The sequence below is a fragment of the Maridesulfovibrio ferrireducens genome, from assembly GCF_900101105.1.
Classification (GTDB): Bacteria; Desulfobacterota; Desulfovibrionia; order Desulfovibrionales; family Desulfovibrionaceae; genus Maridesulfovibrio; species Maridesulfovibrio ferrireducens.
This window is the reverse complement of sequence record NZ_FNGA01000001.1, coordinates 999,849-1,019,399: the sequence shown is the minus strand read 5'-3', so window position 1 is coordinate 1,019,399 and position 19,551 is coordinate 999,849. Positions and strand designations below refer to the sequence as shown.

15 protein-coding genes are annotated in these 19,551 nt (G+C 43.3%); 2 read left to right on the top strand and 13 right to left on the bottom strand.

All coding sequences use genetic code 11. The annotated features are described in order from the left end of the window. The first annotated feature begins 25 nt into the window (after positions 1 to 25). Positions 26 to 589, top strand: coding sequence for an RNA 2',3'-cyclic phosphodiesterase (gene thpR, locus BLT41_RS04580; RefSeq protein ID WP_092158683.1), 564 nt, complete (start codon positions 26 to 28; stop codon positions 587 to 589). A gap of 16 nt (positions 590 to 605) precedes the next feature. Here the strand turns inward: thpR and BLT41_RS04575 are convergent, their stop codons facing one another. From BLT41_RS04575 to BLT41_RS04565, 3 genes are all read right to left on the bottom strand, one after another. After that, complete coding sequence (locus tag BLT41_RS04575; protein WP_092158673.1) at positions 606 to 1,970, bottom strand: trypsin-like peptidase domain-containing protein; 1,365 nt, start codon at positions 1,968 to 1,970, stop codon at positions 606 to 608. 12 nt (positions 1,971 to 1,982) lie between these two features. Beyond that, the gene (htpX, locus tag BLT41_RS04570) at positions 1,983 to 2,834 is read right to left on the bottom strand and encodes a zinc metalloprotease HtpX (RefSeq protein ID WP_092158840.1); all 852 of its coding nucleotides are present in this window, start codon (positions 2,832 to 2,834) and stop codon (positions 1,983 to 1,985) included. 166 nt (positions 2,835 to 3,000) lie between these two features. Next, a complete protein-coding gene (locus tag BLT41_RS04565; protein ID WP_092158671.1) occupies positions 3,001 to 5,319 on the bottom strand; it encodes a cache domain-containing protein in 2,319 nt (772 codons plus the stop codon). Positions 5,320 to 5,609: 290 nt separating this feature from the next. On the opposite strand from BLT41_RS04565, the gene BLT41_RS17745 reads away from it, so the two are divergent. Then, positions 5,610 to 8,438: a FecR domain-containing protein gene (locus tag BLT41_RS17745; RefSeq protein ID WP_092158669.1), complete on the top strand. Its 2,829-nt coding sequence runs from the start codon at positions 5,610 to 5,612 to the stop codon at positions 8,436 to 8,438. 73 nt (positions 8,439 to 8,511) lie between these two features. On the opposite strand, the gene BLT41_RS04555 is transcribed toward BLT41_RS17745, so the two are convergent. The 10 genes from BLT41_RS04555 to BLT41_RS04510 all read right to left on the bottom strand — a co-directional run bounded on the left by BLT41_RS04555 (position 8,512) and on the right by BLT41_RS04510 (position 19,461). Continuing rightward, positions 8,512 to 8,760, bottom strand: coding sequence for a hypothetical protein (locus BLT41_RS04555; protein ID WP_092158667.1), 249 nt, complete (start codon positions 8,758 to 8,760; stop codon positions 8,512 to 8,514). Next, positions 8,757 to 9,002, bottom strand: coding sequence for a hypothetical protein (locus BLT41_RS04550; RefSeq protein ID WP_092158665.1), 246 nt, complete (start codon positions 9,000 to 9,002; stop codon positions 8,757 to 8,759). Before BLT41_RS04550 ends, BLT41_RS04555 begins: the two co-directional genes overlap by 4 nt. 91 nt (positions 9,003 to 9,093) lie before the next feature. Then, positions 9,094 to 10,422, bottom strand: a complete 1,329-nt coding sequence (locus BLT41_RS04545) for a tetratricopeptide repeat protein (protein ID WP_092158664.1) — start codon at positions 10,420 to 10,422, stop codon at positions 9,094 to 9,096. Positions 10,423 to 10,464: 42 nt separating this feature from the next. After that, positions 10,465 to 11,235: an MBL fold metallo-hydrolase gene (locus tag BLT41_RS04540; RefSeq protein WP_092158663.1), complete on the bottom strand. Its 771-nt coding sequence runs from the start codon at positions 11,233 to 11,235 to the stop codon at positions 10,465 to 10,467. A gap of 81 nt (positions 11,236 to 11,316) precedes the next feature. Continuing rightward, positions 11,317 to 12,201 (bottom strand): signal peptide peptidase SppA, encoded by an 885-nt coding sequence (gene sppA / locus BLT41_RS04535; RefSeq protein ID WP_092158662.1) that lies wholly within the window; start codon positions 12,199 to 12,201, stop codon positions 11,317 to 11,319. Next, complete coding sequence (locus tag BLT41_RS04530; RefSeq protein WP_092158661.1) at positions 12,188 to 13,936, bottom strand: 30S ribosomal protein S1; 1,749 nt, start codon at positions 13,934 to 13,936, stop codon at positions 12,188 to 12,190. The genes sppA and BLT41_RS04530 overlap by 14 nt, the downstream gene beginning before the upstream one ends. Before the next feature lie 403 nt (positions 13,937 to 14,339). Next, a complete protein-coding gene (phoU, locus tag BLT41_RS04525; protein WP_092158660.1) occupies positions 14,340 to 15,005 on the bottom strand; it encodes a phosphate signaling complex protein PhoU in 666 nt (221 codons plus the stop codon). A 64-nt stretch (positions 15,006 to 15,069) separates the two neighbouring features. Beyond that, positions 15,070 to 15,831: a phosphate ABC transporter ATP-binding protein PstB gene (pstB, locus tag BLT41_RS04520; protein ID WP_092158659.1), complete on the bottom strand. Its 762-nt coding sequence runs from the start codon at positions 15,829 to 15,831 to the stop codon at positions 15,070 to 15,072. Positions 15,832 to 16,045: 214 nt separating this feature from the next. Beyond that, positions 16,046 to 16,774, bottom strand: a complete 729-nt coding sequence (locus BLT41_RS04515) for an AMIN domain-containing protein (protein ID WP_092158658.1) — start codon at positions 16,772 to 16,774, stop codon at positions 16,046 to 16,048. Between the two features lie 206 nt (positions 16,775 to 16,980). Continuing rightward, entirely contained in the window at positions 16,981 to 19,461 is a 2,481-nt protein-coding gene (locus BLT41_RS04510; protein WP_092158657.1) for a glycogen/starch/alpha-glucan phosphorylase, read from the bottom strand. Positions 19,462 to 19,551: the final 90 nt, after the last annotated feature.

Below are 19,551 nucleotides of genomic sequence, written 5' to 3'. Positions count from 1 at the left end.
AACTTTATTAAAAGGCTGTAATTATATGCAAAAGATACGAACATTTATTGCACATCCCGTTCCGGAAGAATGGAAAAATGCGTTTTTAGAAAACGCTGAAGAGTTAAATCAAAACTTGCAGTCCAAAATAGCATGGGTAAAACCTGAAAACATACATTTCACCTTGAAATTTATCGGAGAGATCTCAGAAGAGTCTGTTCCACAAATAGATTCCGCGCTAAAAGAAATTCCATTTAAACCGTTTGAAATAAGTGCCGGTCCGGGCGGCTTTTTTCCTGACCCGCTAAATCCGCGCATTATCTGGATTGGTTTAACGAATGGATCCAAAGAAATATGTGACAATGCCATCACAATAGACAATAAGCTTGCAGAACTTGGCTTCGAAAAGAATACCAAGCCCTATCACGCTCATCTAACGCTGGGCAGAGTAAAAAAACGGGCAAAAGATAATTGGGCGGATCTTGCGGAAAAAATCAGCCGGATTCCCCTTCCTGTGTGCACTGTAACAGAATTTGCCCTGTATCAAAGCACACTGACGCCTTCAGGCCCAATCTACACAAAACTTAAGGCGTACAAAGGGCGCGACTAAGATCCATATACAAGGGCTACGAGTTCAATTTTACGTGATAGTAATTTCTGCCACGCTGAACTTTCATAAGAACATTGCCGTTAAGACGATAGCGCAGGAAAGAATCAAGAAAATCCTGCTGTGTATTAATGCGCCTGTTCCCTATCTGATGAATTTTATCACCGGGCTTGAGACCGAGCTTTGCGGCAGGACTATTCTTTTTAACAGCTGAAACCAGCAGCCCGTATCCGCGGCTGTCTTTTCCTGTAGCAATGCCCCACTTCGACCAGACAAAGTTTGTAACCTGTTGCGGAGCAAGGGTATCAGGGCGAACTTTAATCTTTACTTTCTTACCCCTGTGCAAAACTTCCAGAACAACATCATCACCGTGAGTCTGCGCGCGTAGCAAAGCTACGTAACTATCCTTATCTTCGACCTCTATACCGTTCACGGTCAGAATCACATCACCAGGAGCAAGCTTTGACTTCTCAGCAGGCATGCCTCGATAAACCTCGCTGACAAGCAACCCGTAAACGCGGGGCAGTCCGAAATAACTGGCTGAACTCTGATCTAAATCCTGTCCGCTGAGTCCCAGCCAGACAGGAGAAACTTTGCCGGAAGCAAGCAGCTCCTTAACAACCCGTTTTGCCCTGTTAATGGGGATGGCAAAACCAATACCTTCAGCTCGGGCCTGCATGGCAGTATTAATGCCGATTAATTCCCCCATGATATTTAACAGCGGACCGCCGATGTTACCCGGATTAATCGCGGCATCGGTCTGGATAAAATCTGTGAACGCGCCATCTTCGGACTTCACGGTCCGCTTAAGAGCGGAAACAACTCCGGTCGTAACGGTGTGCGTATAGCCGAAGGGATTACCGATTGCGATGACTGTTTCCCCTATGTAGATATCAGAGGAATCCCCCATCTCAACTTGCGGTAAACCTTCCGCACCTTTTATTTTCAGAACAGCCAGATCAAAATCAGCATCAGAACCGATGATTTCAGCTTCAAATTCTTCGCCGTTAATCATCCTGACTTTTATATCGCTTCCGCCCGCAAGCACATGAGCATTAGTAAGCACAAACCCTTTCTGTCCGTTAATAATCACGCCGGAACCAGTGCTTAAAGAACGGAACTTACGAGTCTGCCCGCCGGACCCTCCTTCAAAAAACATATCAAAAGAATCATTTTTAAAAAACTGAGCAAATGGAGAAACTCCCCGTTCAACGATGCGTGTAACAGTTATATTCACAACCGCAGGTGAAGTTTTTTGCACAGCGCGGACAACAGGCGTTACCCGCAGATTTTCACTGCGGGCATTGCCTGCCGACAAAACGGAAAGAACGACAGCAACTATGGCAAAAAGAGTAAACGGTATTTTTCTGTACACAGGATTCATATTTTTCTTGAATTAAAGATTACGGGAAATCTCCATCAATCTGGAAATACGGTCTTCAGTAGAAGGATGCGTGCTGAACCACTTAGCCATACTCGCGCCACTGAAAGGATTGATAATAAACATGTTTTCAGTGGCAGGATTGGCATCCATAGGGATATTACGGGCAGTTGCATCAAGCTTATATAAAGCGGAAGCCAGTGCCTTGGGATCACGAGAAATTCTAGCACCGGTGGCATCCGCCAGATATTCTCTGGAACGCGAAATAGCCATCTGAATCACAGACGCGGCAATAGGCGCGATAATGGCAAGCGCGATAGCAGCCAATGGACTTGGGCCATCGTCATCTTCACTGCTGCCGAAACCGAAAAGTGTGGCCCACTGCAACATATTCGCAATCATCATGATCGCTCCTGCAAGCACTGCCGCAACTGACTGAATTAAAATATCGTGATTTGCGATATGCCCTATTTCATGAGCGATAACCCCGCGCAACTCTTCCGGTGTAAGGATGCGCATGATGCCGCTGGTAATCGCAACCACAGCATTTTCAGGATTTCTGCCCGTTGCGAAAGCATTGGGTGAATCCTGATCAACGACATAAAGTCTGGGTGCGGGAATACCCGCATTAGCGGAAAGTTCTTCAACCATAGCAAAAACCTGCGGAGCATCATTTCTGGAAAGCTGTCTTGCTTTATACATTGAAAGTACAATCTTATCTGAATACCAATAGCTACCCACATTCATAAACATGGCTAATCCGAAAGCCAGAATCAGCCCGGTCCGGCCTCCCATCATGCCACCGAGAAAAAGAATAATTGCTGTAAGCGCAGCAAGAAGAAAAAAAGTTTTAATCTGACTGGTCATGTAAGAAAACCCTCCGATAATTATCGAATAAATATTATGATAAAACGAAGCCAATGCGGCTTCTCCTATTAATTTTCAGACAACAACAAAGACCGCGTTAAATAAACGCGGTCTTCAAAAGATATTTATTAATATCAAACCGTCAAGAGTAAGGAAACGATCAATATTATACTTTCACAATATCTAAAGGCAGGCTGATAATAAAAGCTGTCCCCTGTCCCGCGGCACTTGTACAGCTGATTGAGCCGCCGAGACGGCTGGTCACAAGATTATAAACAATGCTCATGCCAAGCCCTGTGCCGCCCTTTCCTCTGCGGGTGGTAAAAAATGGCTCAAAAATTTTAGAAACGCTTTCTTCGGGCATGCCGTTCCCATCGTCACTATACTGAACCACAAGAGAATCCTCAGTCACTTCAGCTCTTATGGATATACTTCCGGCCTCTACTCCTTCAAATCCATGAAGCAGCGAATTAATTATCAGATTTGAAAAAATCTGCATAAACGCGCCGGGCCACGTATTAAGAACAAGATCGTCAGGACAGGTCACATTAATTTTGTGCTGAGTCCTCTTATATTTTGAGCGAAGACTGAGCAAAATCTCATCAAGATACTCATGCAAATTAATTTTGCGTTTTTGCCCGGAGGTCTGGTCAACAGCCACCTGCTTAAAATTACCGATCAACTCCGCAGCCCTGTGCAGGTTAAGCATACTGGACTTTGTAGCTTCTTGAGCAATTGATACAAATTTATCCAGATCTGATTTACGCAGTTCTCCATTTTTAACTTTCTCAACAAGAGCGTTCAGTTTTTCTTCCATATAACTGATACTTGTTACGCTGATACCTATAGGCGTGTTAATTTCATGAGCAACTCCTGCCACAAGATCACCGAGAGCCGCCATTTTTTCAGATTGAATCAACTGAGTTTGAGCATTCTCAAGACGCTCAATAGATTCACGCAGCTCCTTAGTTCTGTCTTCAACTTTCTGCTCAAGCTCTGCATTTAAATCCTTCAACTGGTCCTGAACCATTTTGAGCTCGGTGATATCGCGTCCTTCCGCAATAAGAAAAAGCATTTCTCCATCGGCCCCAAAGGCTGGTTTCAATGAAAAATCGATGTATCTAGCTTCACCTTCTTCTGAATGCGTCGCTATCTGACGACGGATAGTCTGACCGTCGGACGCACGCCTGATGCCGTCCTTTAACATTGGAATCAAAGCCTGTGGCTCCTGCCACCATGGACCTTCCCAGAAGGGCTTGCCAAGAACATCCGAAGCCAACACATTTCTAATGAGTAGAGCGGCATTGTTGACTTCGAGAAGAGTTCCATCAACTGAAAGAACCCCCATAAAATGCAAGGATTGATCAAAGACGCCCTTAAACATTGCTTCGCTTATAGCAAGTTGTTCTTGAACTTCCTTCAAGGCTGTAACGTCATGTCCTTCCAGGATCATAAAACGCACTTCCCCGACAGAATCGGACACAGGCGTAATAGAGAAATCAATAAAAAATTGATTCCCCTCACTATCATAATGTATGACAACATCTTTACAAACTTCTCCAAGAGAAGCTTTCTGAATTAAAGTTTTCAAGTGAAGTTGAACGTCAGAAGAATAACTCCACCACGGTGTTTCCCAGCAATACTCTCCCAAAACATCTTCAGCTTCAATTCCTGCATGGTCTAAAGCTGTCTGGTTTACCCTTTGCAAAATGCCATCAGAACTAAGCACACACATCAATTGGAAACTGTTATCAAAAACTCCTCTGAAAAGAGCTTCACTATCTTGAATTTGTTCGCCCGCCCTTCTGCTTTGATTTATTGAATACACCGACAGTAAGCTAATCACAGCTAGGACAGCCAGAGTCAACAAAACAAGTTCTCTATTTCGAGCTTCTGCTTCCTCCTCAACATCTTTCAGGTAAAGACCTGTTCCTACTATCCATCCCCACGGCTCAAATCTTTTTACATACGAAAGCTTCGGAGCTTCCGTTCCCAACTTATCTTTCCACTGCCAATAATAGGTAATATAATTTTCGCCTGTTTTTTCCGTTGCATTCTTCATCTCTTGAAAAAGATAATTGCCCCTGAGATCCACAAAATCTGTTAAATCTTTACCCTCAAGATCCGGCCTGTATGGGTGCATAACCATTTGCATATCAACATTTGTAATCCAAAAATAATCCTTATCTTCAGGTCCAAAATGTAAAGAATGCAATAAATCTGATCCTTTTTTTCTGGCCTCTTCGGCAGTGAGCAAGCCCTCTCTTTCCTGAGTGCGAATGTGCTCCAGCAAACTTATTGCGACTTGCGTCATATGTTTTAAAGAAGCCTTCTTCTGCGAAACCATCGTTTCTTTCACGGCGGGCATATGCACAACAAACAAAACAAAAATAAACAACAGGAGAGAGGCAACTGTGGGAATTGCAATCCTGAGCCATACAGGGAACCTGTCCCCTGATGATGCACTATTTTTTAAAACCCCCATTACGCCCTCCAGCAGAGATATATAGACGAAATTTAAACCGATAATAGAACTCTACACTATATTCACGTTCTTAGACAAGCGACATAGCGCAATCAAACAAACACAGCCCCCTTTTCATTTACGCATAAGTCATATCAAGTAAACTACGTATAATATTAACTATATATGCCTGCTACCTATAGCCAATGTTTTCAAACCATTTAAGAATGACATCCGTTATAAAAAATGATAAAAAAATTAACTTATAGTAAATCAAATTTTATACTTTCCACACCATATTCGGAGCAGCAATGCCAGACTCTCAGCCATCAACAAATGAAATCGGTGTCGTCACCGGACTAACAGGACAAGCTTACGCTGAGTCCGAATCAGGTTCGCGCGCTCTTGAACCTGGAAGCCCGATATTTGAAGGAGAGGATCTGATCACCGGTCCTGCCGGAAATGTCGAAGTAAGATTTATCGACGATACGCTTTTATCGCAGGGTGCCAATTCCCGCATAACTCTTGATGACTACATATATGACACAAGCGAAAGTTCTGCTTCCGAACTATTACTCCAAATCACCGAAGGCACATTCCGCGTAGTTACGGGTAAAATAGCCGAACAAAATCCTGAAAGATTTAAAGTAGGGTCTCCGCTTGCCACCATTGGTATTCGCGGCACCATTACGGTTCATGAAGTTATTGCCGGAGGTGCTGAAAAACACGGGGTTGAAGAAATTCACAGTGGTAAGGCACTTATTATTCAAAGTAATATTACAGGCGGAATACGCCAGATTGCACAGCCACAAGGAATAGTAGAAGTATTCGCATCCGGTGCACTTGGCCTCGTACGCCCCCTTTCGATGCAGGAATTACAAGAATTTCGCGGAATCGCACCCGCCAATATCCGGCAGGAACAAGAGATCCTCAATCAACAAGATGAAGACGAAGACACTCCAGACGATGACCAGCAGGATGAGGGTGAAGGACAGGACGGCGACGCTCTTCCGGAAGATGTCAACCCCGGAGGCGGGGAGCCAGAGGGAGGCGAAGGTGGCCTGCAAGGAGCTAATGGACTATTACCGGGACAAGTAATTGAGCCAGTTGTCAAAGAACCTCTAGAGAGAGGTCAACCACATGAAAGGCCAGAGCTAGGCGCCACTCCACCTCCTCAACCGAAAGGAGAGAAGCAAGATGATCCAAAAGATGATCCAATAGATCCAATAGATCCCATAAACGACCCTAAACCGACACCCATCACTGGTAAGGATGACAATTCAAATTCTAACACCATCACCGGAGATGATAACGCAAACACCCTCACAGGAACTTCCAGCGCAGACATTATCTTAGGACTTGGCGCCGATGACGAACTTTACGGAATGGACGGCGACGACTCCCTCTACGGTGGAACCGGAGAAGACCTGCTTAACGGCGGAGAGGGTAATGACTATCTCAGTGGTGATGCTGGAAAAGATATTCTCACAGGTGATGATGGAAACGATATTTTATATGGCGGAACCGAAGACGACAAACTATACGGAGAAGAAGGTGCCGACTCCCTCTATGGCGGAACCGGGAAAGACATCCTGAACGGCGGCCTTGGAAATGATTATCTGGACGGTGGAACATCCAGTGATGATGTAGACTTCGCCTCATACTCGGACGCTCTTGCTTCTGTATCCGTAGATCTAAGCACCCATACCGCAACAGGTGCGGACGGGCATGACACTCTGGTTAATATAGAAGGTGTCATTGGGTCCTCTCATGATGACGTACTGACCGGAGACGACGGCGACAATAGATTTGAAGGGTTACTTGGAAATGATGTTATTAATGGAGGCGATGGCTCCGACTGGGTGCAGTATGAAACACTTAGCAGTGACTACAACCTGACAGTCGACCTTACTAATACCACCACATTCGTAATGACACCCGATGAAAGTGTGACATACATCTCGTCTCTAACCAGCATCGAAAATGTTCTCGGCTCCGCAAATGCGGATAACATCACTGGTTCAAACGATGAAAATATCCTTTATGGTAACAGCGGCGATGACATTATTCACGGACTGGATGGCGACGACACTATCTTCGGTCAAAATGGTAATGATTTTCTTTTTGGAGAAAACGGCTCTAACTCTATTGACGGTGGATCTGGATTCGATACGGTTTCCTATATCCATTCAACAACCGACGTCATAATAAATGCCGTAACCGGCTCTGCAACCCATGGCGGAGAAACTGACACAATAGCACACATTGAAAGCTTCATTGGTTCTGACAAAAATGACAACATGACAGGAAGCACGGGTAATGAACATTTCTTCGGAGGCAAAGGAAACAACGTAATTGACGGCGGAGACGGTATTGACACTGTTTCTTTTGCCGGATCTACAACGGGTGTAACCTTTACTATATCCAGCGGCGGAGAAGCGACTGTAACACATAGCGATGGGACAGATACTCTCTCAAACATTGAAGGATTCACCGGAACAGCAGATATCGATAATATTACAGGTAGTTCTGGAGACGAAATTTTCAATTGGAGCTTAGAAAATGACGTTTATAATGGCGGTGGCGGCCATGACATACTGAGTTATGCGTCATTCTACAAAGAGATGACAATTAATATGACCGCTGAAGGAGTAGGAAAAGCCACTGAAGGCTCGCCCTCTTCCTTCGAGGATACTTTCACGAACATCCAGCATGTTATTGGAACAGCACAAGGTGACACTTTCAACGGTCTGACTTGTTCCGGGTCTGAAACATTCCAAAGCGGCAAAGGAATTGACACCATTAATCTTGATAATCTGGCAGTATCGGAACTTGAATATACGTCCATTGCAAGTTCCGGCGATGATAATTACGACCAAATCCAAAATTTCAAGAGCGGACAAGACTATTTTAAATTCAGTGGTAATTTTGACTCTTCTGCCAAGACTTCGACATTCGCCACTATTGCAGGGGATTACTCTGGAAGTGACGACTTATTCGGAGGCGACGAAGACGCCCACTTTGTCTTTGACACGAATGCTCAGAAACTCTGGTATGATTCAAACGGTGATGAAGCCGGAGGAAATACGCTAATTGCAGATCTTGATACGAATATCACTATTGATGACATCCACTTCTAACGACTTTCGATAAATAAAAAGCCCCCTCAGACCAAAATCTGAGGGGGCTAAAAAAAGCTATCTGCCAAAATTTCTAGTCAAAACCTTCATCCATATATTGGCTTTCTATCATATTCTCATAATTAATAATTTCAGACTTGATATTTCTAAGCTCAATCAAGACACTTCTCTGCCTGTCTATAGCCCCATCAAGTCGATTTCTCAAATTAACTTCTTCGATCTTAAAAGCTTTCAATCTGTCGGCATGCCATGTCGTAATCATATTGTTGATAATCAGCGCCAGAATCATAAACCCGCCTGAAAGAACGAGAAATATTATCATTTACTGCCACCGATATTTTTTAACTCGCTCTTCAAATCTTCAAGCTTCTCACTCTCCAGAGCTATGTCTTCGTTTATCTGCCGCGTTCCGATTACGAGTCTCTTCACCCGGAATTCAACCTGATCGCGGAAATTATCAAGCTGCATCTTGCGTCTGGCAATATCCCCACTGACATTCATGTAGCGGGCATAAATAATCATAAAGATTATGAATCCTAAAACAAGTGCAGAAATTAAATACATCTATAATTACCCCTGACACCGACTCAAGTATTTCAGCTAGAATCAGTAATTATTGATTTATTTTTTAACAAAACCGCCCAGATAATTAAACTTAAGAAACCGCTTTTTTGAGTAACGTTTTTAACCCGGAATCATTCGGAAAAACCGTCAGCCCTTCTTCAATAATGATTCGCGCATCATCAGTCATACCTACTTTCAAAAAAATACCGGCTATATTCCGAGCAACCGCCGCCGAAGATTTATGAATATCCTGACCGGAATTAAGAGCTCTCTTAAAAGACTGCGCGCACTTAGCATACTCTTTGCCGTCCGTATAAGCCATCCCTATATTATAATATAGGCCAGCCTCTTTCGGAGCAACTCTGAGCGCTTCCTTGTAATTAGCAACAGCATTTTCCCACTTACCCTGTTTTCGCATGGCAATCCCGAGACGATTATAAGTCTCAAGATCCTCACTGGTAAGATTAGCTGATTTAACCGAAAGAAGCTTACTGTAATACTTTTCAGCCATTGAAGGAGAAACTTCAAACAGAGATTCAGCAATACCGCTCATAACTTGCGAAAGATAACTATGAGCCTCTTTTACTGCACATTTTACTGCCTGATCAAAAAAAACTTCAGCATCATCAAGCTCTTCGCGCTCAAGATGAACTCGACCTATTTCGCACTTGCGCTCAGTATTGAGAGGACTGATTTTATCGAGCTTCTTTAAATATAATAGATACTGGTTATCGTCGCTGTCTTTATAGAATTCAGCCAACTTTTTAATCGGCTCCATAAACACAGTCGACTGTTCGTGAGCCTTCATGAAAGCCTTGAGAGCCTCGTCTCGCCTCCCGAGACCGCTTAAAGCGTCACCAAGAAGCATTAGCGCAGCGGGGCTGTCAGGCTTAATTTCTAGGATCTTAGCGCTGACAAGCATGACCTTTTCGAGATCACCTTTTCGGAGTAATTCCTTACCGACCTGAACCAACTGATTCAATTTACCTTGCGGCTTAATCGTAAAAGCAAGCTTCTGCACAAGACTGTCCACAGAAACAGGTTTGGTAATTATATTATTTGCACCGATCTCATGAAGATAAATAAGCTCATCTTCACCGATCTCTCCGGTCAAAACAACCAGCTTAACATCTGGAAAAAGCTTGCGAACAGTCAAAATAAAATCAGCAGAAGGCCTGCCTTTTAAAATTCTCTCGACAAAAACGAGTACAGGAACGCCCTCTCCAGCCTTATCTTTAATCTCACTTAGGGCAGGTGCTTGCTCTTGAAAATAACTTAAACAATCTCTGCGAATTGCCAAAATCTTATATAAAGTTCCTCTCAGAAGCTTATAAAATGAAGGTTCATCACTTAAAAGGATTGTATATCCTGAACGTCCATCAAAATATTCGCGAACAATTTGATCGTAATTTGTTGCCACTTATTCCCTCGCTTCAAACCGCAGTGCGTCTAATGCTACTTCCTAATTGCCGGGAATACGCAACAAATGCCCTTCCTCCGGAAGTAAGACGCTTACCGCTTCAACATCTTTTATAAGCTTCAATATTTCGTCTAAATGGTAAGTTCTCACAAAATGATTAATATGCACAAGTGCTACTTGATTGATTTTTGCCTTAAGAGCAAAATCGAGACACCCTTTAACTGACGAATGCCCGTTCTCTGTTTCTTCAAGATAGTAGGCTTCAAAAACAGCCAGATCAACTCCGCTTGCCAGTGAGAGACACTGCGAAGAAACGGCTCCATCGCCACTATAGAAAAAAGAAAAGCCTTCATAATCAACCCGAACAGCAAGAGCTGGCCCTGCCAATTCAGTATGATCAGTTTGAAAAGAACTCAACTTTACCCCGGCAACATCCTGAGTAGATTCAGGAGAACATTCTTGGAACTTCAGTTCAAATGAAAGCTTTGATAATAATCTAGGAAAAGCAAGAGTTGTCAAGGCTCGAACTTTTTCTTCGATTCCGACCGGACCGCAAATAGTTAAGGGGTCTTTCCTATCAGAAGTATGAAAACTTCCCAAAAGCATTGGCAAGCCGAAACAGTGATCTCCATGAAAATGAGAGATCCAAACGATATCTAAATCAAGAGAATTCGGGACAAGCTGAAAAAAGGAGTGAGCTGAATTAAATCCGCAGTCAAATAATAAAGTTCTATTTTTAATTTTGACATACAGACTTGTATTAGTGTGTTTTCCATCAAAAGCGTCACCTACACCTATGAATTTACATTCCATGGTAACCTCTCTGAGAACACACTGATCAATTACTTAAAGTAACTCTCAGTCTGCTTAAGATATAATTTACAAGTTGAATAACTAATATGAAAAGGTAAAACCGTCGCCAGAAAAAGAGCCGGAAGGCTTAAGCCCTAACATGCCTAATATTTCCTTAATAAATGGCTCATCTTTTTCAGGGCCTTCCCTGACAGCAACGTCACCTTCTATACCGCAAAGAGCTTTTAAAACTGTGATCGAGTCTTCGAATCCGCCGATTCTGTCAACAAGACCTAACTCTTTTGCCTCGCGCCCGGTAATAGCTCTTCCGTCTGCAATTTTCTCAACTTCTTTTCGATCAAGTTTACGAGCTGTAGCAACATCACTTACGAACTGATTGTGCATGTCCATAATGAGCCCCACGAGATATTCATGCTGCTCCGGAGTCAATTCAGTGAATGGAGATCCTGCACCTTTCAGAGCACCGCTGGTGATCATAATAGGCTTAATGCCGACTCTGTCCATCAACTTTCTGAAACTCGCATACTCGGCCTTAACACCGATACTTCCGGTAATTGAACCGGAGTTCGCAATAATCTGAGTTGCCGGGGCCGCAGCGTAATATCCGCCGGACGCCGCAACAGTTCCGAAAGACGCAACGATAGGCTTAACTTCTGCAAAACGCTTTACCGCAAGATATAATTCCTGTGACGGAGCAATGGTTCCACCCGGAGAATTAACCCGCAAAAGAACACCTTTAACTGAATCGTCTTTACGAAGTTCACGCAAAAATTTTACCGTGGGCAATGAGTCTGTAATAGTTCCCTGTACCGTGACAATCCCGATTGAATCAGCTCCCAGCATAAGCCCTGCTTTCCCATTAAAAAAGGCTGCGGCCCCCCATAGGAGGACCACAGCCATTATAACTAGGCTGAAACCGAATAGAAACGGATGCCTTACAGAGAAACTGAGCTTAGGATTCGTCATCCTCAGTCTCTGCTGCAGCTTTAGCTTCGGTTGCATCTTCAAGCTTCTGTCTAAGAAGTTCGCCCAGAGTGTTACCTGCATCAGCAGGGCCTGAACGGAATTCTTTAGGTTTACGCTTGTCGTCTTCTTCTTTCAGCTGTTTGATGGACAGACCGAGTCTGCGTTCATCAGCGCTGACGTGAATGACTTTCGCCTGGATAGTAACGCCTTCTTTAAACATCTCAGAAGGATTCTTGATCTTCTTATGAGAGATTTCAGAAACGTGAACCAAGCCTTCAATACCTTCTTCAACCTCAACAAAGAGACCGAAGTCAGTGATATTGGTGATAAGTCCTTCAAGGGTACAGCCGACGGGGTACTTAGAAGGTACCTGAGACCATGGGTCATCGGAGAGCTGCTTTACGCCGAGGGTGAACTTTTCGTTTTCTTTATCAACAGTGAGGACTTTCGCCTGAACGGAATCGCCAACACTGTAAACTTCTGAAGGGTGACGTACTTTTCTTGTCCAGGAGATATCAGAAACGTGGATAAGTCCGTCAATACCGTCTTCGATACCGATGAATACACCAAATTCAGTGATATTTTTGATCTGGCCTTCAAGAACAGTTCCTTCAGGGAACTTCTCTGCAACAACATCCCAAGGATTAGGCTTAACTTGCTTCATACCGAGAGAGATGCGCTTCTTGTCGGGATCAACACCCAAAACAATAACGTCAACTTCGTCGCCTACACGTACCATCTGTGAAGGGTGACGGAGTTTGCGGGTCCAGGACATTTCAGAAATGTGAACAAGTCCTTCAACACCGGCTTCGAGTTCCACGAAAGCACCGTAATCAGCAAGGTTAGTAACTTTGCCGGAGAACTTGGAACCTTCAGGGTATTTACCGGAGATATCTTCCCATGGATCTGGAACGAGCTGTTTGAGTCCAAGAGAGACTTTCTGTCCTTCCTGGTCAAAATTCAGAACTCTAAGCTCAAGTTCGTCACCGAGAGATACCATTTCTTTAGGATGCTTAATACGCTTCCAAGACATGTCGGTAATATGGAGAAGTCCGTCGAGACCGCCGAGGTCGATGAACACACCGTATTCAGTGATGTTCTTAACCTTACCGATAATGGTCTGCTCTTCTTCGAGAGTTTCAAGCAGCTTGGAACGCATTTCATTACGCTGTTCTTCGAGAAGAACACGTCTTGAAACGATAACATTGCTGCGACGACGGTTGATCTTAAGGATCTTAAATTCGTATGTCTGATCAACGAGAGCGTCCATATCAGGGACGGGACGAAGATCAACGTGGGAACCAGGTAGGAACGCTTCAACGCCGTCTAGATCGACAGTGTAACCGCCTTTAATACGGCGAACGATTCTACCTTCGACAATGCCTTCATTTTCCTGCATTTCTTCGAGTTTGTCGAAGAGCTGCATGCGTTTGGCTTTGTCACGGGAAAGATTGATGGTTCCTTCGTTTTCGTTTTTGTTTGAAACAAAAACGTCAACTTTGTCACCGACCTTTACGGTCATCTCACCATCAACATCAAGGAATTCAGATGCAGCAATCTGTCCTTCAGATTTGAAGTTAACATCAATAAGAACGAAATCCTTATCAACCTTAACAACTTCTCCGACAACAATACTTCCTTCATCCAGGTTTCCGAAATCGGCATTCAGATAGTCTTCAAGGGCAGCCTCAAAGTCCATCTCCATTTCGGAGTTCAAGTTTTCATTATTTTCCATAAGTTACCTCCAACAACGATGTCCTCGGACAAAATTTCGGCATATATTAAAATGAGACAAGTGCATTGAAATCAACCTGAGCATGCGTTCCGAGGCAGCCGATACACAAATTGACCATTGGCTCTGAAGCCACACTTTATCCCTAATGCCCTAAAAGGGTCTCTCAAGAGCTGATCCAATCGGCAACAACGTTTTGTTCGCGGCTACCAACTATGCGGATTTTCCTCTTGAGATTAAGAGAACTGCTTCTATCCCAAAAAAATACATATGTAAACAAAATTCGCCTTCCTTTCATAATCCGAAGACTCAAATCTTAACAACGGCAACTCCAAATTAAACAAGGCCGGAATAAATCCGGCCTTGCTTTTAAAACAAAAGAGACTCTGCTATGAGCAGACCTAAGTCAGCCCCGGAAATGATGTTTTATGTCCACTCCCTGAGCAATAAATATCACAGATTCAGCAATGTTTGTTGCCTGATCCGCCACACGTTCAAGGTGGTTTGAAGCCATTATCAAATGAACACCTCTTTCAACTAGTCTTGTCTCAGAAACCATGTCTTCAATAAGACCTTTTAAAATTCTTAAGTTAAGGCTGTCGGCATCATTATCCATACCGCAAACTTTTCCGGCAAGAACGGGATCTTCATCCGCAAAAGCCTTTACAGCCAGCGTAACCATATCTCTCGCAATCACAGTCATCTGCTCAAGCTTATGATTAAAAGGAAGAAGAGGTCTGGTGCTTAAAAAAACACTGCGCTGAGCAAGATTAACTGCCTCATCTCCGATTCTTTCAAGGTTGCTGCTGATACGCATAGACCCGACAATGAATCTTAAATCTCTAGCCATAGGCTGATCTAAAGCCAGTAATCCGATATTAAATTTATCAAGTTCGCATTCCAACTCATTAATTTTAATGTCATTCATTATGACTTCTTCAGCAAGCTCTGCATTATTCTCGAGAAGCGCTTTAACCGAATTATGCATCGCGATTTCAGCCATGCTCGACATACGCAGAATCTGAACTTTAAGATCATCCATTTTTTTGGTGAAATGACCACGCTGCTCCATACTATATCTCCTCAAAATAACTTAAAATTAATACAACTCATCAAGCGCACGCATGCTACAATTATCAACCGAAACGTCCGGTGATATAATCTTCCGTCTGTTTGTTTTTAGGCTTAGTGAACATTGTTTCAGTCTTGCCGGTTTCAATCAGTCGGCCCATATAGAAAAAGGCTGTCCGGTCGGAAACTCTGGCTGCCTGCTGCATGCTGTGAGTGACAATAATAATAGTAAATTTCTTTTTAAGCTCGTGAATCAAATCCTCGATCTTCTGAGTAGCAATAGGATCAAGAGCAGACGCAGGTTCATCCATAAGCAGAATTTCAGGCTCTACAGCCAAGGCTCTTGCAATACAAAGTCTCTGCTGCTGCCCGCCTGAAAGACCCAATGCGGAAGCATGAAGCCGATCTTTAACTTCATCCCAAAGAGCACTGCCTTTCAAACTTTCTTCGACTTTTACAGCCAGATACTCTTTATCTTTAATGCCGTTGACACGAAGCCCGTAAGCAACATTCTCAAAAATAGACTTAGGAAAAGGATTCGGTTTCTGAAAAACCATTCCTACGCGTCTCCTCAAAGTCACTACATCAAGACCTTGTGCATATATATTTTCATCATCCAGAGTAAGTTCCCCGTCTACTTTTGTGCCGGGAATTAGATCATTCATTCTGTTTAAACAGCGTAAAAACGTACTCTTACCGCAACCGGAAGGCCCGATGAGCGAGGTAACTCTGTTTTCAACAAAATCCATAGAGATATCTTCAAGAGCTTTGAAGTCTCCATAATAAAAATCTAGATGTCTGGAAGCGATTTTAACAGCTTGCCCCATTGGAACACTCTCCATTCTAAAAAGACTTTCTCACAATATGCGCCAAACAAAGAATCTCCGTAACAGCGCGACAACAACTACCTAGCCGCCAAGCGTTACAAAGCAATGACTCGTTTGTTACATTTCAGTTACGCGAGAATATTTGATCGAAAGGAGAGAATGTTGAGAGGCAACAGATATGAAAAAAAGAGGAGGGAAAATAAAAATATTCAGACTATAATTTAATTTTAATTTCTATCCCATCAGAAAGCTTTTTAATCGCGGGCCTGATTCTAAGGGGCAAATCTTTTTTGTTAATATAAAAAACAAGACGAAATCTATCAGAATTCTCTCCGAGAACAATCTTTTCGACAGCACAGTCTTTTAATCTGTAAATTGATTTTGCATAATTCTTCCAATGTCCACGAATATCCACAATTAACTTTTTAGGATCATTGAGATTAAACCATGTGATTCTGTCGCTTGGCTGTGAAAGAGAAATTTTCAAAGTTAAGGAATCACTCGAGCAATCAAGTTTCACACGGCTAAGAGTCCCGGCAACGACCTTTTCAACTTTGCTCTTTTTTGGGGCGACATCTTTTTGGGCAACTTCTGTAACAGCTATTGCCGCAACTTTTTTAACAGCAGAAACCTGCACAGGCTGAGTGTCCCCAGCATTTTGAACCTCGGTAACAACGTCAGTCCCGGCTTCAGTTTCTGTTTCAGCACCAACCTCGGAAGAACCATTCACGGACTGGGCAACCTGCTGTTTCGAGGAGGGCAACGGCAAAACAAGATTACTCACCGGATGGCGAACAACCGGACCGGTATTATCATTCTTGTCACTGACTTCTGAATATCCGGAAAGAAAAGGATCAAGCACTCCGAAATGGAACAAAGCATAAGAAGCCGTCACCAGAAGGAGTACTACAAGCAAAGCGATAGTCAGAGGACGTACAGACATTATGATCCTTTTAAGTTTCAATCTTATTAAATTTCGCAAACGCAATATATGAGAATTTTCTGTTGAACGCAAAGCTTCATGCGAATCAAGATTTTTTTCCCTGCAACGTAGCTGGAACTAATATGATTCCATAAAAAAAAGCCCGAAAATGAAACCGATAACGGACTTCACTTTCGGGCTCTAATTAACAAAACGATTATGTCCGTCTACGATTCTTTTTCCATGGGGTGAACTCCCCATATACTTGTGGCATATTCCATTATAGCTCGGTCGCTGGAGAAATGCCCCGAACCAGCAGTATTTAAAATGGACATTTTAAGCCACTTCTTACGGTCCAGCCAGATCTGCTCAAGTGCATCCTGAGCATCAACATAAGCTCTATAATCTGCCAGAGTCATGTACTGATCTCCTTCGGCAAATAAAGAATCCAATATGGGGGCAAAGAAGTCGCGATCACCTTCAGAGAAAGTTCCATCGGCGAGCAGATTGAGGGCCTCTGCCAACTCTGAATCTCCCCCGACAACATCACCGGAAACATAACCTTCGTGTTTACGCTTTTCAACTTCGTCTGCATTCATACCGAATATAAAGATATTCTCTCTACCGACTTCTTCCATAATTTCGATATTTGCCCCGTCCAAGGTTCCTATGGTCAAAGCCCCGTTAAGAGCAAATTTCATATTCCCGGTACCGGAAGCCTCTGTTCCTGCAAGCGAAATCTGCTCGGAAAGGTCTGTGGCCGGAATAATATACTCAGCCTGTGAAACCCTGTAGTTGGGCAAAAAAGCAATGCGCAGTTTATGATTCACTGCACTATCGGAATTAATAACTGCTCCGACAGAGTTAATCAGCCGGATAATCCGCTTGGCAAGAAAATATCCCGGAGCGGCCTTACCCGCAAAGATCTTAACTCTCGGCACAGCCACACTCGACGGATCTTTTTTCAGACGACAGTACAAAGTAATCGCGTGAAGAACATTCAACACCTGCCGCTTATATTCGTGAATTCTTTTCACCTGAACATCATACATCCAGTCGGCAGGCATATACAACCCGTATTCCTTCTGAGCATATTCTACGAGTTTCTTTTTAGCCTTCAGCCTGCAATCATACCAGCGATTCTGAAACTCTTCATCTTCCGCCAGAGACTCAAGCTGATGCAATCTTGATAAATCGGTAACCCAGCCCTTACCTATCTTTTCCGTTATCAATTCTGAAAGCGGAATATTGCATTGTTTAAGCCACCTGCGCGGAGTAATTCCATTGGTGACCGAGGTGAATCTTCCCGGAAACATTTCAACAAAATCATAAAAAATGTTTTTCTTAATCAATTCTCCATGCAGAGTCGAAACTCCGTTCACGGTAAAACTCCCCACCACAGCAAGCCAGGCCATACGGACCTGCGGATATTCCCCTTCCTCAATTATGGACATGCGGGAAAGCCTTTCCTCATCCCCCGGAAAACAATTTTTTACATCTTCAAGGAAACGGCGGTTAATTTCAAAAATGATCGAAACATGGCGGGGAAGAACCTTACGCATCATATCAAGGGACCATTTTTCAAGAGCTTCCGGCATTACTGTATGATTAGTATAAGCGAAAGTTCTCCGGCAGATTCTCCATGCCTGATCCCAGTTGAGCATATGTTCATCAATTAAAATACGCATCAATTCAGGTATAGCTATTGCCGGATGAGTTTCATTTAAATGAACCACCGCCCTGTTTGGAAGCTCTGAAAAGTCCAGTTTTATTTTCTCAAACCGGCGAAGCATATCCTGAATAGTTGCCGAAACAAAGAAATACTGCTGAACTAAACGTAACTCACGTCCTTCACTGAGTTTGTCACTCGGATAAAGCACCTTGGAAATTGTTTCCGTCTTAACAGCATCTTCCATTGAGCGGATGTAGTCACCGCTGTTGAAAAGATCGAGATTAAATCTTCTGGCAGGCTGGGCCTCCCAAAGTCTCATATTTATTACATTACCGTTTTTATACCCCGGAATAAGCATATCCACAGGCATTGCCATCACTTTTGCCGTATCGGTCCAGCGATGCCTCAAAGAGCCATCGTCATGAGTATACTTTTCTTCTCTGCCATACAGCCCGATAGTAAAAACAAATCCCCTTCTGCGGAACTCCCACGGATTTCCCGAATGAAGCCAATCATCGGGCAGTTCCACCTGTTCACCGTTTTCAATGGCTTGTTTAAAAATTCCGTACTCGTATCTTATTCCATATCCGTAACCCGGAATCCCGAGTGTAGCCATTGAATCAAGAAAACATGAGGCAAGCCTTCCGAGTCCGCCGTTACCGAGTCCGGCATCCACCTCTGCACTTTCGGCATCTTCCAGCGTAACTCCGAATTTACCAAGAGCTTCCTCTGTTTCCTTTTCAATCCCGAGATTAATAGCATTACTTGTAAGAGATTTACCCACTAAAAATTCAAGTGAAAGATAGTAAACGCTTTTTGCGCTGCGATTATAGTAAGAGCGTTGCGTTTTTATCCAGTTACCCACCAGCCTGTCTCGCAGAGAATATGCCAAAGCCTGATAGAGTGAAAACTTGTCAGATCTACCGTAATCCCTGCCAAGATTCGAAAGATGATGCTGACAAATACTTTCAACTAATGATTCGGAGTCCAGTCCGCCCATTTCTTCTAATACTACGTCGGAATCCTTTGTCGACATGATACAACCTCGCTGGTTTCAAGAAATAGAATTATTGTATCAATATAGCGCACAACTCATAAGAAAGTAATAAAAATTGTTTTTATATTT